Raw genomic sequence first — 12,206 nt, 5'->3', positions numbered from 1 at the left:
GACCCTGTGATGAAGTGGCAACGATAATCGGCAGTTCTACTTGTTAATCGACCGGTGAGAAAGGGCATGAATCAGACGAAATACTGGGTTGCTGCGTTTGCTTTGGCAGCCAGCGGGTGCGCGTTCGCCAACGTCGCCGCCGATAACGTCATCCGCAGCGCAGCGCCTGCGAACGACCGCGTCATGGGCAACGAGTGCACGGACAAGTCGATCAAACCATTCGCGCGGCCAAAAGACAGCACACTGTCGGACGATATGTTGCGAACGGCATTGACCTTGATCTCGGGTTTGGCGGGAGGCAGCAATCGCGGGGCTGCGACTGACGTGTGCGGAGAGCAGTCGGCGCTTTAGGTTGTTGCTTCACGGCTCCACTCACCGAGCCCGTCATCTCCGCGGATCTTTCCGGCCTTGCTCAAAGCACTTCTGATTCGAGCGGTCGCACAACTCCCCTTCCCTGCCTGACGCTGCGCCAAAGCTATAAAAACAGCCAGTTGCCCTCGGCTGAGCACCTTACCCGGCAGAATTCGAGCGCAGCACGTCGGCCAATCCCGGCTGCTTCCAGCCTTGCGAGCAACTTGTCACTATGCCAGTGCGCGAGAACGCGGCATCGCTGCGCATTTTTACGAATATTGGGTGCCAGAGCGTATTATCTGAGCCGCGGGCGTTGTTGTTCAGCAGCTTCGTGCAACGTGGAAACGAGAGTGTCAGGCGCTCAACCTATTCGGCTCGCACGAATCTTTTCAGTCACTTTTCAGTCACACTTCCCACTGAAAACCTATGTTCAGTCCCGTCGCACTTTACGTTGTCGGAATTATGTCCGGCGCGATCAGCGTGGTCGTATTTGGCTCGCTGGTGCGGTCCGGGATACCCGGATTGTTTCGCTGGATCAGTGCAAACGTCCTGATGGTGGTCGCACTTGTCGCATTAGCTTTAGATGACAGTTCACCGACACCGCTGACCATTGTGATCGCGAGTTTGTTATTCGCTAGCGCCGCATTCCTTGTCCTACAAGGTTGCCGACTATTCTTCGGCCTTCGACCTTCGCGCCTTTACGAGGTCGCTGCGTTCACGATGCTGGTGATTGGCGTTATCTACTGGACCTGTCTTTCGCCGAACGAAGCGGCCCGGGTTGCCTTGATGTCGGCCTTTCTCGCCTACGTTCGTTTGTCGGTGGGTTGGATAACCTACACCAGGAGGCCGCTGCATCGACCGGGGTACAGTTACCAGTTCGTCGCGATTATCGCCGCGCTCGGCGGCCTCGTTCATATTGTTCGCGGGCTCGCCGCTGGCCTCGGCTGGGAACATCACACACGGTTCCTCGAGCCAACGCCCATGACCATTGCGTTTCTCGCGGTCGGCATCGTCACCCTGCCATGCCTCTCGATCGGCGCGCTCATGCTTGCGTATGACCGCATGGCGGAGAGGATGGAGCGGTTGGCAGCTATCGATGAGCTGACCGGCGCCCTTGTGCGACGCGAGTTTATGGCTCAGGCCGAGTTGCAGCTGGAGCGTACCAACCGCGCAAAATCCCGCTTCGCGATTGCGATCCTCGACATCGACAACTTCAAAGCGGTCAATGACGCTCACGGCCACGCGGCCGGCGACCGCGCGCTCGCTCACTTTTCGTCGATTGTGTCGCAGGGCATCCGGCGAGGAGACATTTTTGGGCGGCTTGGCGGGGAAGAGTTTGCAATTCTGTTCCCTGAAACAACCAGGGCGGACGCGCTCACGTTGGTGAACAGTTTGCGCTTGCATCTGGCCGCGTCCACGTTAAACGTGACTTGCGGAGAAGTGACGTGCACGTTCAGTGCTGGCGTGGATGAATATCAAGCTAGTGAAATGCTGGCAAACCTGATGGCACGAGCCGACGCAGCGCTCTACTCGGCCAAGGCCATGGGACGAAATCGCGTCGTGTTGGCGGTCTCTACCGGCGACGAGGCAGTCGGAGTCACGAAGGACGCACCGAAACCGACCTGACGGTTTTTTTACGGAAGCACGTCAATCTATACCTGGTTATCAGCGCAGCTATTGTGGCGGTGCGGGCATCGGCGGCATAACGGTTGCGATCGATTGCGCTGTCCTGCTCGCGCGGCCGTGCCTGGCGCCTTTCGTTTTAAATGTCTTTGATATACTCTGCCCGCTGCGCCGGATCTATGCTCACCAGCGTTCGCCGACGGGTAAGATTAAAGCCATTTTCTTTGCCCGAAGCCGTTGAACAGCAAGGTCGAGCGGTCTGGGACTGCTACCTCTTTGTATAAGTCGCCAAAAGCGCCGCTCTGTAGCAAAAGCGTAGCAGCCAAGTTAAGCAATCAGGTTTCACAGTGCGTCACGGCGCTTCATTTAGGAAGAAGCGAATCGGCCGGAAACGCACGTTGGGAAAGGACAAAGCCGGTATGAACAGGGCTTGGGTCCACCCGCTGAATTATCCATCTCCCCGTAGTTCAATGGATAGAACAAGTGCCTCCTAAGCGCTAGATGCAGGTTCGATTCCTGCCGGGGGGACCATCTTAGTTCCCAGTAGTGCCCAGCAATTTCCAAAAACCTCGCATGCGTCGAGCCCCCATCGCTGGCTGTCCTAGCTATGCCGCTCGCGGAAACCATCCCGCATCCGTGTCATGGAAAACCATTCTCTGGTCTTCCTTGCGGTCCAGATCAGCGATGCGGCCAATGAGTTCTTTGAGCTTTACATTGCCATCAACTGATTCCAAATAGATCGCCCGAATCATACGGTCTGCGGTCTTCGGAATCTTGCCGCGCCGCTCCCACAACGCAACAGTCTGCTCTGACGTGCCAAGGAGATCCGCAACGCCGTGCTGGGACAAATCCATCTCCTTGCGCAAGAATCTGAATTCAGCGCCCGTCAGGTGGCTCTTGCAAGCCACCGCCCGCCCGATGGCTTTGTGCAGCCCATCAGCGTCTTCAATTGAAATGGCCTTTCCGTATGGGGTCTTCCGCTCGTTGTAGCCGTTTTCCAGCCACACGTTCTGAAGCCCGATCTCTGTGTAGTGGTACATCGTCTACCTCAAAAAACAGTCAACACAACAACCCAACCGCCATTCTCAGCGCGCTCTAGTGCGACAGCCACCCGAACCTCATCGCCAGCATTTCTCCTCGTAAGCGTGCATTGCGAGTGCCCATGAATGTTCGTGTGCGAGGGCTCGGTTACCAGGCCGCTGCGCAGGCAGTCATACACTTGCGTCGGCGAAATTTTCCGCTCCTTCATCCGCTTCTTCGAATGCGGCGTGAAAAACACTCTAGACGTGTCTTTAGCTGCGTCGCTTATCAGGCGCCTCAAGCTTTGATCGTTCAGTCGGAAGGGCGTGGGGCTGGAAACCATACCCATAATTATTATGGGTAACAGCAAGGAATGCAAGTAACTTAAATATCGCTGGGCGTCAACCCACTCGAGCCGGACGCGGTTGCCGGCGGGGCTTTTCTCTGCCGTTATCGTCTTGCGGTCTTGCGGTCTTGCGGTCTTGCGGTCTTGCGGCATTTCCTGCATTTGTCCCGACACCGCCGCCAAGCCGCGCGTAAGCGACGTAGACCACGCTTCCCAATGCACGAAGGCCCCGGAAAGCGCTACTCTTAGCGAGCCCTGTTTCGCCTCGCCGCGTGTCGATTTTTCTTCGGGACCCCACCATGGCCACGACCTTCACCGTTTTCAAGGCTCAACTCAACATGCTGCTTCGCGACCAGCCGCGCGGCATGACCGCGGACCTGACCGATTTCGCAGTGGCTTATTGGGACGGGCGTCAGGTAGTGGGCGCCTACTTGCGCGATGCCGGCCATGTCGATGAAGTGTTCGACCTGGACGAGAACGCTTTCGAGCAGTGGCGCGACGAGTTTGTTGCGTGGTTAGCCAATCCGCGTTTTACAGCGCGGCCAGACCTGCTCGCGTAGACAAGAAGGAAGAAAGGAACAAGCCGCCGTTCGATGCCGGCGGATATCAGCGCGCTCCGCTACTGACCGCGCTTTAACGCTACTTACCGCGCACCGACCCAGAATTCGTCGTCGAGTGCCTGGAAGAAAAACGCTTCCAGCGCGTCCTCCGACAAATCGTCGAGCGTAATACCGCGCAGGCGGCAAAGCACGTGGAGCGTCTCGTCAGCAGCAATGACGAGATTCCGAAACGCGGTGGCGGTGGGGTTGGTCATGTCCATGCATCCGCTAACGGCCACTATTGCAAAAACTTTAGACCCATACGCACGATATTTTCGACTGGCCCCGTCAATCCGGATCCTGACAGGCCAAGGTAATACGTCGTAAGCAACCTGTGGACAGGCGTCTCGCATAAAAACACCTGACACCCATTGCGAGCGCCGGTCACATCGGCATCAGAAACGATCCTTGGATTCGCCCGCCGAGATAGACGCCGCCGAATTCGTCTTCAAGTGCGTTGAAAAAGAACTCACCCAATTGCGCATCGGACAAACTGTCGAGTGGAATCTGCCTCAGGTGACAAAGCAATTCCAACGCTTCGTCGGCGGCATCGAGTGCGCTACGGGTATCGGTATAAGCGCGTTTATCTGGATTCACGAGCGCAATAAGGGCACGGGTCGAGCGGGCTTTAATGCCTCGCTGAAAGACTGAAAGACTGAAGAACCACGCCGTGCCATCCATCGCACATTCGCAGCGGTCCGCCCCAATCACCACGGACCGATGATGTCATCGCCCAGCGCGTTGGAAAAGAACTCGCCAAGCTCGTCGTCGGAGAGCTCTTCGATATCAACCCCACGCAGGCGGCAGATCAGTTCGAGCGTTTCACCCGCAGCTCGGATGAGAGCGCGAGAGGCTTCGGGGGAGGGTTCTTTGGTATCCATGCCAACACTAACGGCGCCGATGCAAGGAACTTTAAGCCCGTATTACCCGTGTATTAAATCGCAGCGCCAGGCAGCACGCGTGAACAAGCTAGACCCACTACCCTGTCATTCCGGCTCGACCGGAAAGCGTCGGTTCAACTCACGCTTCGCCCAATGAAGCGCTTCGTTTTCAGCGACATTGCTGGTCGGCGCCATCTCGCCCGCATTCGTCTTGAGCGGCAAGCTGCCCGCCTGCACGGACCAGTCCCAGCGGGTGCCGCGTTGTTCGACGAACACGTCGATGACATGTTCATTGTGCATATAACGCATGACTTCTCCCGTTGGCAGGACGCGATCCTAGCATGATGACGCGCGAGGCTTGCCGTCAGCCTCGCCCTGCCGCTTCGTGCTCGTCGCACCAGTCGAGCGCCCAAGCCCGCGCGCACGCGATGGCATCGCCGTCGTTATCGAACGCGTCTATGTCGCCTGACTCGTGCTTTTCCGGATGCGCATCGTCCGCTGCCGGCATGCGGATCATGCGAGCCTGCGCGTAGTACAAGCCATCTTGATCGTGTCGTGAGCGACAGTCGATGTGAAAACCCTTGTAATCGAAACGCATCGGCGTATTCCTCGCAAAAATGTAAACGGTTGGCCCGTTCCAGCAGGTTCGCGCAAGACGCGTTCCGCCTGAACATGCGACCAGGCGTTACTGAGCGGACGCAGGGCCGTCGTATTGGCCCCATCGGTCCTCGCAAACTCGTTAAAATACGCCGACCTTGGCCGGACGAACGGAGCGCGAGCGTAATTCAATACCCAATACCCCGCCCCGTCCCGACCGAGCAAGCGGACACCTTGTACAAGTTAAATACCGTTTAGACACCGTTTGCCCCTGCCCAATCTCGCCAGCCACGGATTCCGCTATGAAATTGCTTGCCGCTGTCGCCTTAAGCTTGTGTTTGTCGACCGCTCACGCCTCACAGGAAACCGATGCCTGCGATGCCCATCGCCAGACCCTCGAAAGGCAAATGGCGACCGCGCTGAACCAGGACAACTCGGCGCAACTCGACGCGCTGCAAGCCGAACTCGACAAGACCAACGCCGAATGCACGCCCGACGCGATCGCGCAAAAACGTGCAGACGCATTGAGACGCCACGACAGTGCCGTGGCCGAGGCCAGGAATCGTTTGCGTGACTGGGAAGCGGAGTTGGCGCGCGCCAGGAAAAAGGGCACGGATCAGCTGAACATAGCGGCCTGGGAGCGCAAGGTGAACCGGGCGCGCGCCGATCTGGACCGGGCAGTGGCAAGACCCATTCAATAAACCGCTCACGAAGGATTCGTACCGGCCAGGAGTTCGCTAAAGTTTTTTTCATCGCTGCCGTTAGGCATTGATGAACTCCTTCATCGATATGAAACTCCAGGGTGCGCCTTCCGCGCTGTTGGCAGACCAGGAACTGACGCACCTCGAGCTGGTGCTGCGGCGTTCATTGATTGACGACGCGTTGTGCCCCATCATGCCGCCCACCTACTGGCGCGAGCGGCTTGCGCTGGTCGCGCGGAGCTCGCATCTTTCTCACACGCAGATCCAGACGGTTCATCGGCTGTATCTGCAAATCGACGCCCACGAAGCCGGCAACCGGACGCTCGATACCGCGCCCGGATTCAGCCCCGACCCAACACCGCCAATTCAGCCCGTGCCACGCATGGTCCTGCAACCGGCCCCGGTTCGCCCGTTCGCGAAAGACCGCTCGTAAGCAGGTTTAAGCAGGTCGCACGAGATATCGCACGGACGCTCAGTGCCGGTGCCGAAGCCACCAGTCGCGTAACGTGCCAAAGCCGGCGTGACTGCGGCGGCCCAGCATGCGGTCGCGGAATTCGTCACGCCAGTCGTGCGCGAGCACCGCAATCGCGAGCGCGGCGAGCGCCGCGAGACCAACGAGGATATTCGCCAAACCCTCCATGGCGCCCTCCATTCCGGTCGACTGCCATGATTCAAGCATAGGTCAAGCGCCTGGAATCGGGGCGTGGGCAGGGGATTTAATTCGCTTGTTCTAGGGCGCTCATGGCTTGTTTGCCGGGGCGTTCTTCGCGTTGGGCAACCGGCTCAACTTGAGGACGAAATCGCGGTGTTTGTCGTGGAAGTCGAACGTGGATTCGACAAGTTCGCGCAAGCCCTCGCGCGGGTCCATCGTGTCCAGATGCAATGACTGTTCGAGCGCGCGGATCTTGCCGTAAGCCTCATCGATAACCGCTTCGTACAACCCTTCCTTGCTGCCGAAGTAGTAATACAACATGCGCTTCGTTGTGTTGGTGCGCTCCGCGATGGCGTCGACCCGCTTTCGGACCTCATTCGGACCTTCATCGCAGGCGGATTCTTCGAGAAAACCCTTGTTTCAAGGGCTTTCGCCGGGTTTCGCTATACTTCCGCAGAATTTTGCAGACCCGGTTGCGCGCCCTCACAAGGAATCGAATGACTCACAAGCAAGCCCTGGCCCGCGTTGCGTCGGCCTTCAACTCGATGGTCAAGCCGACCCTGATTGCATGCGTTATTGCAGGTGGCGCGTGCGCCGCGCCACTGAACGCTAACGCACAAAACGCGCCCGCCCAGCAGCCGTTTCCCGCTCAGACATTGCCGCCGGGCCATCCTGCGGTGCCGCCGCCGTCACCGCAAAGTCTCGCGGCCGAAGGCGTGCGCACGAGCGCCAACATTGCACGGGGAGCCGCCGATATCTGCCACATCGACCGCGTGAAGATCGACAGGTTCAAAGTAATGACGCGCAAGAGTTTTCCCGCCGCGCCCGATTTCGACGGCGAGTGGAATCTCGGCTACAAGGAAGCGCAAGCCACGGTCGACCGCTTCTCGGCGATGAAAACGAGCAACCCCACCGAGTACGCAAAGGAGATCGGCGAAGCGTGCCCGGCGCTGACCCAGGGTATCGACGAGGTAACGAAATAAGGAAGCAGCGCTTAGCCGGCCGTGCCGTAATGGGCACGCTTTTCGGCGTACATGGCGGCGTCGGCACGTTGCAGCATGACCTCCAGCCGCTCACCGTCCCGCGCGGTGGCCGCGCCCATCGCAAAACTCAAGGGCATGCCCGAATAGAACTGGTTGTTGACCTCAAGCAGTTGCCGGATGCTTTCGATCACCGCAGCGCCGCCGCGTTCGTCTACGCCAGGCAGGAGCAGCACGAACTCGTCGCCGCCAATGCGCGCGGCGTGGCTCGGCTTCTCCACCGCCTTGCCGAGGACTTCGCCGGCGCGCCGCAATAACGCGTCGCCGGCCGCGTGACCAAGTTGATCGTTGACGGTTTTGAGACCGTTCACGTCGACGGCGACGGCAGTCACCGGGAACGGCCCCTTGCGCTCCAGCCGGTTCATTTCATCGATATAAAACGAGCGGTTCTTGAGTTTCGTCAGCGCGTCGTGCTTGCCGAGAAATTCCAGGTACGCCTCCGCTTTCTTGCGCGCGGTGATGTCGGTGAGCGCGACGAGAACGAGATCCCAATCGGCTTCGTGGCCGGGAAACACCGAGAATTGCAGATGCACATGCAACTGCTGCCCTTCCAGCGAATAGTTGACGACCTCGCGCTGATGAAACAGGCGGTTCTCCCATAAATCGATGAGCTGTTCCTGGAAATGGCTCACCATCTCGTCGCGGAAAACATCGCCCAGACGCGCGAGCAACACGGCTTTGTCCGGTGCGCCGAACATGGTCAGCGTGTGCTGATTCACGTCGAGCACGTGAATTTCCTGCATGCAGCGCTCGACGAATTCCGGATGAACATTCGTGAACGTCCGGAAGTCGACAATCCCGCGTTCACGTATATCGTCCAGCAGCGCCTTCACTGAGCTGAAGTTCTCAACCCACAGCGAAACGGGCGAATGCTCGAACAGGCCGCGCGCATAAAGCTCGCTCAGCGCGGCCTTGCGGCGCACATCTTCCAGTTCCGTAATGTCTTCGACGGTCACCAGCACGCGGTCCCAGGTTGCTTCGTGACCAGGCAGGATGACCGCTTTCAGCAATACGTCGAGCCGCTTGCCGTCGAGCGCGTAATTCACCGTCTTGCTCACGAACGCCGGTTTGCCGGACCATAGTTGTTCGAGTTCGTCCGCGTGGGTGAGCAGCATGTCGTCGCGGAAAACGGCGCCGAGATTACGCACCAGATGGTCGATATCCTTCGCGCCGAACAGCGAGAGCGTGCGCCGGTTGACCTTGATCAGCCGGATGCGCGACGAGCATTCGGCGATCCGCGCCAAGTCTTCAAGCAGAAAAGCGCGCAGGTCGACAACGCCCTGGGCACGCCAGCCTTCGAACACCTCGCGCACGGCGCTGAAATCCTCGAGCCACAGCGAAACGGGCGCGAGGTCGAACATATCGGCATCGTCCGCCGGCGCGTTCGATGCAGTCGTCGATGCCGCTGCCATACTCTGCAAAGCGCGCCCCTGGTTGTTCGGCATGTCCATCCTTTTCCGATGATCTAGCTTGATATGGTCCGGTTCCGCCATTTTATGCGCAGACGTGGCGCAAGAATGCTGGAAGGAAATAATCAAGGGGACGCAAACGCCGCGGCGTTGAGCAACAATGAAGGACTTCAGGCATGTTTGCTGCGCGAAGGCGCTGAACGGCCGCACGCCTTGCGGCCTCCACAGGCCCGCGCGAATGGCTGAACGCCGGCCACGCGCCGGCATATCAAGCCCCTTTAAAACCCTGTCAAAGGAGACACGTTCCCATGGCTGACTTTCGCATCTGGTCCGATGAATTCGCGGCCAACGGACATCTTTCGAAGAATCATGAACTCGATCAGCAAGCATTCGGCGTAGACGGCGAAAACATCTCGCCCGCGCTGCAATGGGACGGCGTGCCGGTCGAAGCCAAGAGCCTCGCTCTCACCGTCTACGACCCCGACGCGCCCACCGGCAGCGGCTTCTGGCACTGGATCGTGGTGAACATTCCGGTGGACACCCGCTCGCTGCCGCAAAACGCCGGCAAGGCCGACGGCAGCCTGCTGCCCGCCGGCGCGCTGCAAATGCGCAACGACTATGGCACGGTTGGTTTCGGTGGCGCGGCGCCCCCTCGCGGCGACAAACCGCATCGGTACATTTTCCGGATTCATGCGCTGAAGGCAGAGCACCTGCCGCTCGATGTCTCGACGACCAACGCGGTCGCCCGTTTCATGACGCATCTGAACGAAATCGATTCGGCCACCTATACCGGCCTGTATCAGTTGAAATAAGCGCCGGATCAGGATCGCGCGCGCCATCTGGCACGGCGTCGCGCGGCCCTGCGCGTGTTGAACGCGTTTTCAAGTAAACCGTCTGAAAGGCGCGAGCCTTACACTTCGCGGCCCCCTTCCTCTTCCCTACCGATGGACGCAGACCAAGGTCTTCCTCTTCCCCAGCGCTATTGGGCCATCCTGGTCGTAGCACTCGGCATTACTCTCGCGGTACTCGACGGCGCTATCGCGAACGTTGCGCTTCCGACCATCGCCCGCAATCTGAACGCCAGTCCCGCCGACTCGATCTGGGTGGTCAACGCGTATCAGCTCGCCATCACGGTCTCGCTGCTGCCGCTCGCCTCGCTCGGTGACCGGATCGGTTACCGGCGGGTGTACATGTCGGGACTCGCGCTGTTCACCATCGCATCGTTCGGCTGCGCGCTCTCCGGGTCGCTGACCTCCCTTGCCATTGCACGGGTGATACAAGGGTTCGGCGCAGCGGGCATCATGAGCGTCAACACGGCCCTCATCCGCATGATCTATCCCAGCGAGCATCTCGGCCGCGGCGTCAGCATCAACGCCTCCGTGGTGGCGATCTCGTCGGTGATCGGACCTACGGTTGCGTCCGGCGTTCTCGCGATCGCACCGTGGCCGTGGCTCTTTGCGATCAACGTGCCGATCGGCATCGCTGCGTACGCGGCCGGCTGGAAAGCGCTGCCGCGCACGCCGGGACACCGGCAACCCTACGACTATCTCAGCGCGCTGATGAACGCGGCGGTGTTCGGCCTCGCGATCACCGCCGTCGATGGGCTCGGTCACGGCGAACATCGTTCGTACGTGTTCGCCGAGTTTCTCGTGGCCGGCGTGGTCGGATATTTTTTCGTGCGGCGGCAACTGACGCAGGCCTCGCCGCTTTTGCCTGTCGATCTGCTGCGAATCCCGGTGTTCGCGCTGTCGATCCTCACGTCTTTCTGCTCGTTCACCGCGCAGATGCTGGCGTTCGTCTCGCTGCCGTTCCTGCTGCAGAACACCTTCGGCATGAGCCAGGTCCTGACTGGCTTTCTGATGACGCCGTGGCCGCTGGTGATCGTCTTCATCGCGCCGCTCGCCGGCATGATGTCCGACCGGTATTCGGCGGGCGTGCTCGGCGGCGTCGGGCTGGCCCTCATGATGCTCGGCTTGCTGCTGCTCGCGACAACCGGCGCACATCCCGCACCCGTCGATATCGCGTGGCGCATGGCGCTGTGCGGCCTGGGCTTCGGATTGTTCCAGACGCCGAACAATCGCCAGATGCTGTCGTCGGCGCCGCGTCATCGCAGCGGCGGCGCAAGCGGCATGCTCGGCACCGCGCGGCTCTCGGGACAGACGCTCGGCGCGGCGCTCGTTGCGCTGATCTTCGGCATTGCGCCGCAGCACGGTACGACCATTACGCTGATCGTCGCGGCGGGCTTTGCAGCCGCAGCGGCCATGGTCAGCCTGATGCGGATTTCACGCGGCAAGACGCCCGCGACAGCCTGAAGCCGACGTGCCCTGCTTGCCTGCCTTACAGGAACCTGGGCACACCCTTTGCTGAATTGAACGAGCGTGGCTCCGAACACCGGAGCCGGTTCGTTCAATGCATAAAGGAGCGTATTTCATGGCTGATTCCCTCAATGGTTACAAGGTCGCAATTCTCGCTGTCGATGGCTTCGAGCAAGCCGAACTGGTCGAACCGCAAAAGGCGCTGAAGGCAGCCGGTGCACAAGTCGATGTGATCTCGCAAAAGCCGGGACAGATCCAGGGTTTCGTGCACACCGACAAGGGCGACAAGGTCAAGGTCGACGCCACCTTCGACCAGACGCGTGCCTCCGATTACGACGCAGTCGTGTTGCCGGGCGGCGTGGTCAACGGAGATGCGATCCGCGTCGATGCGAAGGCGCAACACATCGTGAAGCAGTTCGATAAGGACGGCAAACCCATCGCCGTGATCTGCCACGGCGGCTGGCTGCCGATCTCGGCGGGAATTGTGTCGGGCCGCACGCTGACGAGCTGGCCGACCCTGCAGGACGATATCCGCAATGCCGGCGGCACATGGGTCGATGAAGAAGTGCATCGCGATCGCAATCTCATCACGAGTCGCAAGCCCGACGATCTTCCTGCGTTCAACAAAGTCATTATCGAAGCGCTCAGCGAGCGAAAGAAAGCAGCCTGAGT

Annotated in this window: 18 protein-coding genes, 1 tRNA gene and 1 pseudogene; 10 read left to right on the top strand and 10 right to left on the bottom strand. The window is 59.8% G+C overall.

Annotated features, from left to right (window positions below; translation table 11 throughout):
* Nucleotides 1-66 precede the first annotated feature (66 nt).
* The 3 genes from ACSQ36_RS04965 to ACSQ36_RS04955 all read left to right on the top strand — a co-directional run bounded on the left by ACSQ36_RS04965 (nucleotide 67) and on the right by ACSQ36_RS04955 (nucleotide 2,505).
* Nucleotides 67-351: a hypothetical protein gene (locus tag ACSQ36_RS04965; protein ID WP_436181107.1), complete on the top strand. Its 285-nt coding sequence runs from the start codon at nucleotides 67-69 to the stop codon at nucleotides 349-351.
* 426 nt (nucleotides 352-777) lie between these two features.
* On the top strand, nucleotides 778-1,977 hold the full coding sequence (locus tag ACSQ36_RS04960) for a GGDEF domain-containing protein (RefSeq protein WP_436181106.1): 1,200 nt from the start codon (nucleotides 778-780) through the stop codon (nucleotides 1,975-1,977).
* Between the two features lie 453 nt (nucleotides 1,978-2,430).
* Nucleotides 2,431-2,505, top strand: a tRNA-Arg gene (locus tag ACSQ36_RS04955).
* A gap of 74 nt (nucleotides 2,506-2,579) precedes the next feature.
* Here the strand turns inward: ACSQ36_RS04955 and ACSQ36_RS04950 are convergent.
* Together ACSQ36_RS04950 and ACSQ36_RS04945 are read right to left on the bottom strand one after the other, a co-directional pair.
* Nucleotides 2,580-3,014, bottom strand: a complete 435-nt coding sequence (locus ACSQ36_RS04950; protein WP_158936538.1) for a helix-turn-helix domain-containing protein — start codon at nucleotides 3,012-3,014, stop codon at nucleotides 2,580-2,582.
* 8 nt (nucleotides 3,015-3,022) lie between these two features.
* Nucleotides 3,023-3,337, bottom strand: coding sequence for a DUF4258 domain-containing protein (locus ACSQ36_RS04945; protein WP_436183090.1), 315 nt, complete (start codon nucleotides 3,335-3,337; stop codon nucleotides 3,023-3,025).
* Between the two features lie 302 nt (nucleotides 3,338-3,639).
* Between ACSQ36_RS04945 and ACSQ36_RS04940 the strand changes: the two genes are divergently transcribed.
* On the top strand, nucleotides 3,640-3,900 hold the full coding sequence (locus ACSQ36_RS04940; protein WP_436181105.1) for a hypothetical protein: 261 nt from the start codon (nucleotides 3,640-3,642) through the stop codon (nucleotides 3,898-3,900).
* An 83-nt stretch (nucleotides 3,901-3,983) separates the two neighbouring features.
* Here ACSQ36_RS04940 and ACSQ36_RS04935 read toward each other — a convergent pair whose 3' ends face one another.
* The 5 genes from ACSQ36_RS04935 to ACSQ36_RS04915 form a co-directional block, all read right to left on the bottom strand.
* On the bottom strand, nucleotides 3,984-4,154 hold the full coding sequence (locus tag ACSQ36_RS04935; protein ID WP_436181104.1) for a hypothetical protein: 171 nt from the start codon (nucleotides 4,152-4,154) through the stop codon (nucleotides 3,984-3,986).
* A gap of 169 nt (nucleotides 4,155-4,323) precedes the next feature.
* Nucleotides 4,324-4,620, bottom strand: coding sequence for a hypothetical protein (locus ACSQ36_RS04930; RefSeq protein ID WP_436181103.1), 297 nt, complete (start codon nucleotides 4,618-4,620; stop codon nucleotides 4,324-4,326).
* 26 nt (nucleotides 4,621-4,646) lie between these two features.
* Nucleotides 4,647-4,820, bottom strand: coding sequence for a hypothetical protein (locus ACSQ36_RS04925; protein WP_213762628.1), 174 nt, complete (start codon nucleotides 4,818-4,820; stop codon nucleotides 4,647-4,649).
* A 105-nt stretch (nucleotides 4,821-4,925) separates the two neighbouring features.
* On the bottom strand, nucleotides 4,926-5,129 hold the full coding sequence (locus ACSQ36_RS04920) for a hypothetical protein (RefSeq protein ID WP_031361269.1): 204 nt from the start codon (nucleotides 5,127-5,129) through the stop codon (nucleotides 4,926-4,928).
* Nucleotides 5,130-5,184: 55 nt separating this feature from the next.
* Nucleotides 5,185-5,418: a hypothetical protein gene (locus ACSQ36_RS04915; RefSeq protein ID WP_213762627.1), complete on the bottom strand. Its 234-nt coding sequence runs from the start codon at nucleotides 5,416-5,418 to the stop codon at nucleotides 5,185-5,187.
* A gap of 301 nt (nucleotides 5,419-5,719) precedes the next feature.
* Here ACSQ36_RS04915 and ACSQ36_RS04910 point away from each other — a divergent pair, with 301 nt between their 5' ends.
* A complete protein-coding gene (locus ACSQ36_RS04910) occupies nucleotides 5,720-6,118 on the top strand; it encodes a DUF1090 family protein (RefSeq protein ID WP_213762626.1) in 399 nt (132 codons plus the stop codon).
* Between the two features lie 70 nt (nucleotides 6,119-6,188).
* Nucleotides 6,189-6,551 (top strand): hypothetical protein, encoded by a 363-nt coding sequence (locus ACSQ36_RS04905; RefSeq protein WP_436181102.1) that lies wholly within the window; start codon nucleotides 6,189-6,191, stop codon nucleotides 6,549-6,551.
* A gap of 39 nt (nucleotides 6,552-6,590) precedes the next feature.
* Here ACSQ36_RS04905 and ACSQ36_RS04900 read toward each other — a convergent pair whose 3' ends face one another.
* Nucleotides 6,591-6,797, bottom strand: a complete 207-nt coding sequence (locus tag ACSQ36_RS04900; protein WP_436181101.1) for a hypothetical protein — start codon at nucleotides 6,795-6,797, stop codon at nucleotides 6,591-6,593.
* A gap of 102 nt (nucleotides 6,798-6,899) precedes the next feature.
* Nucleotides 6,900-7,133 (bottom strand): annotated as a pseudogene (locus tag ACSQ36_RS04895) (TetR/AcrR family transcriptional regulator); the annotation flags it as partial.
* Nucleotides 7,134-7,267: 134 nt separating this feature from the next.
* Here ACSQ36_RS04895 and ACSQ36_RS04890 point away from each other — a divergent pair.
* Nucleotides 7,268-7,753, top strand: a complete 486-nt coding sequence (locus tag ACSQ36_RS04890; protein ID WP_436181100.1) for a hypothetical protein — start codon at nucleotides 7,268-7,270, stop codon at nucleotides 7,751-7,753.
* A gap of 11 nt (nucleotides 7,754-7,764) precedes the next feature.
* On the opposite strand, the gene ACSQ36_RS04885 is transcribed toward ACSQ36_RS04890, so the two are convergent.
* Nucleotides 7,765-9,222 carry a diguanylate cyclase domain-containing protein gene (locus ACSQ36_RS04885; RefSeq protein ID WP_436183089.1) on the bottom strand — a complete coding sequence of 486 codons (1,458 nt, stop codon included), beginning with the start codon at nucleotides 9,220-9,222 and terminating at the stop codon, nucleotides 7,765-7,767.
* Nucleotides 9,223-9,527: 305 nt separating this feature from the next.
* Between ACSQ36_RS04885 and ACSQ36_RS04880 the strand changes: the two genes are divergently transcribed.
* The 3 genes from ACSQ36_RS04880 (at nucleotide 9,528) to ACSQ36_RS04870 (ending at nucleotide 12,204) form a co-directional block, all read left to right on the top strand.
* Entirely contained in the window at nucleotides 9,528-10,031 is a 504-nt protein-coding gene (locus ACSQ36_RS04880; RefSeq protein ID WP_436181099.1) for a YbhB/YbcL family Raf kinase inhibitor-like protein, read from the top strand.
* Between the two features lie 132 nt (nucleotides 10,032-10,163).
* Entirely contained in the window at nucleotides 10,164-11,531 is a 1,368-nt protein-coding gene (locus ACSQ36_RS04875) for an MFS transporter (RefSeq protein ID WP_436181098.1), read from the top strand.
* A 118-nt stretch (nucleotides 11,532-11,649) separates the two neighbouring features.
* Nucleotides 11,650-12,204 carry a type 1 glutamine amidotransferase domain-containing protein gene (locus ACSQ36_RS04870; RefSeq protein WP_436181097.1) on the top strand — a complete coding sequence of 185 codons (555 nt, stop codon included), beginning with the start codon at nucleotides 11,650-11,652 and terminating at the stop codon, nucleotides 12,202-12,204.
* The last annotated feature ends 2 nt before the right edge of the window (nucleotides 12,205-12,206 follow it).

The sequence above is a fragment of the Caballeronia sp. LjRoot34 genome (assembly GCF_964253815.1).
In the GTDB taxonomy this organism is placed as follows: Bacteria; Pseudomonadota; Gammaproteobacteria; order Burkholderiales; family Burkholderiaceae; genus Caballeronia.
Note: the sequence above shows the minus strand (reverse complement) of the source record. Positions and strands in the feature narration are given on the sequence as shown.

What these genes read in the sequence shown, in the direction of transcription:
- ACSQ36_RS04965 (WP_436181107.1), top strand. Translation starts at nt 67, where the DNA reads ATGAATCAGACGAAATACTGGGTTGCTGCGTTTGCTTTGGCAGCCAGC.
- ACSQ36_RS04960 (WP_436181106.1), top strand. Translation starts at nt 778, where the DNA reads ATGTTCAGTCCCGTCGCACTTTACGTTGTCGGAATTATGTCCGGCGCG.
- ACSQ36_RS04950 (WP_158936538.1), bottom strand. Translation starts at nt 3,014, where the DNA reads ATGTACCACTACACAGAGATCGGGCTTCAGAACGTGTGGCTGGAAAAC.
- ACSQ36_RS04945 (WP_436183090.1), bottom strand. Translation starts at nt 3,337, where the DNA reads ATGGTTTCCAGCCCCACGCCCTTCCGACTGAACGATCAAAGCTTGAGG.
- ACSQ36_RS04940 (WP_436181105.1), top strand. Translation starts at nt 3,640, where the DNA reads ATGGCCACGACCTTCACCGTTTTCAAGGCTCAACTCAACATGCTGCTT.
- ACSQ36_RS04935 (WP_436181104.1), bottom strand. Translation starts at nt 4,154, where the DNA reads ATGACCAACCCCACCGCCACCGCGTTTCGGAATCTCGTCATTGCTGCT.
- ACSQ36_RS04930 (WP_436181103.1), bottom strand. Translation starts at nt 4,620, where the DNA reads ATGGATGGCACGGCGTGGTTCTTCAGTCTTTCAGTCTTTCAGCGAGGC.
- ACSQ36_RS04925 (WP_213762628.1), bottom strand. Translation starts at nt 4,820, where the DNA reads ATGGATACCAAAGAACCCTCCCCCGAAGCCTCTCGCGCTCTCATCCGA.
- ACSQ36_RS04920 (WP_031361269.1), bottom strand. Translation starts at nt 5,129, where the DNA reads ATGCGTTATATGCACAATGAACATGTCATCGACGTGTTCGTCGAACAA.
- ACSQ36_RS04915 (WP_213762627.1), bottom strand. Translation starts at nt 5,418, where the DNA reads ATGCGTTTCGATTACAAGGGTTTTCACATCGACTGTCGCTCACGACAC.
- ACSQ36_RS04910 (WP_213762626.1), top strand. Translation starts at nt 5,720, where the DNA reads ATGAAATTGCTTGCCGCTGTCGCCTTAAGCTTGTGTTTGTCGACCGCT.
- ACSQ36_RS04905 (WP_436181102.1), top strand. Translation starts at nt 6,189, where the DNA reads ATGAACTCCTTCATCGATATGAAACTCCAGGGTGCGCCTTCCGCGCTG.
- ACSQ36_RS04900 (WP_436181101.1), bottom strand. Translation starts at nt 6,797, where the DNA reads ATGCTTGAATCATGGCAGTCGACCGGAATGGAGGGCGCCATGGAGGGT.
- ACSQ36_RS04890 (WP_436181100.1), top strand. Translation starts at nt 7,268, where the DNA reads ATGACTCACAAGCAAGCCCTGGCCCGCGTTGCGTCGGCCTTCAACTCG.
- ACSQ36_RS04885 (WP_436183089.1), bottom strand. Translation starts at nt 9,222, where the DNA reads ATGGCAGCGGCATCGACGACTGCATCGAACGCGCCGGCGGACGATGCC.
- ACSQ36_RS04880 (WP_436181099.1), top strand. Translation starts at nt 9,528, where the DNA reads ATGGCTGACTTTCGCATCTGGTCCGATGAATTCGCGGCCAACGGACAT.
- ACSQ36_RS04875 (WP_436181098.1), top strand. Translation starts at nt 10,164, where the DNA reads ATGGACGCAGACCAAGGTCTTCCTCTTCCCCAGCGCTATTGGGCCATC.
- ACSQ36_RS04870 (WP_436181097.1), top strand. Translation starts at nt 11,650, where the DNA reads ATGGCTGATTCCCTCAATGGTTACAAGGTCGCAATTCTCGCTGTCGAT.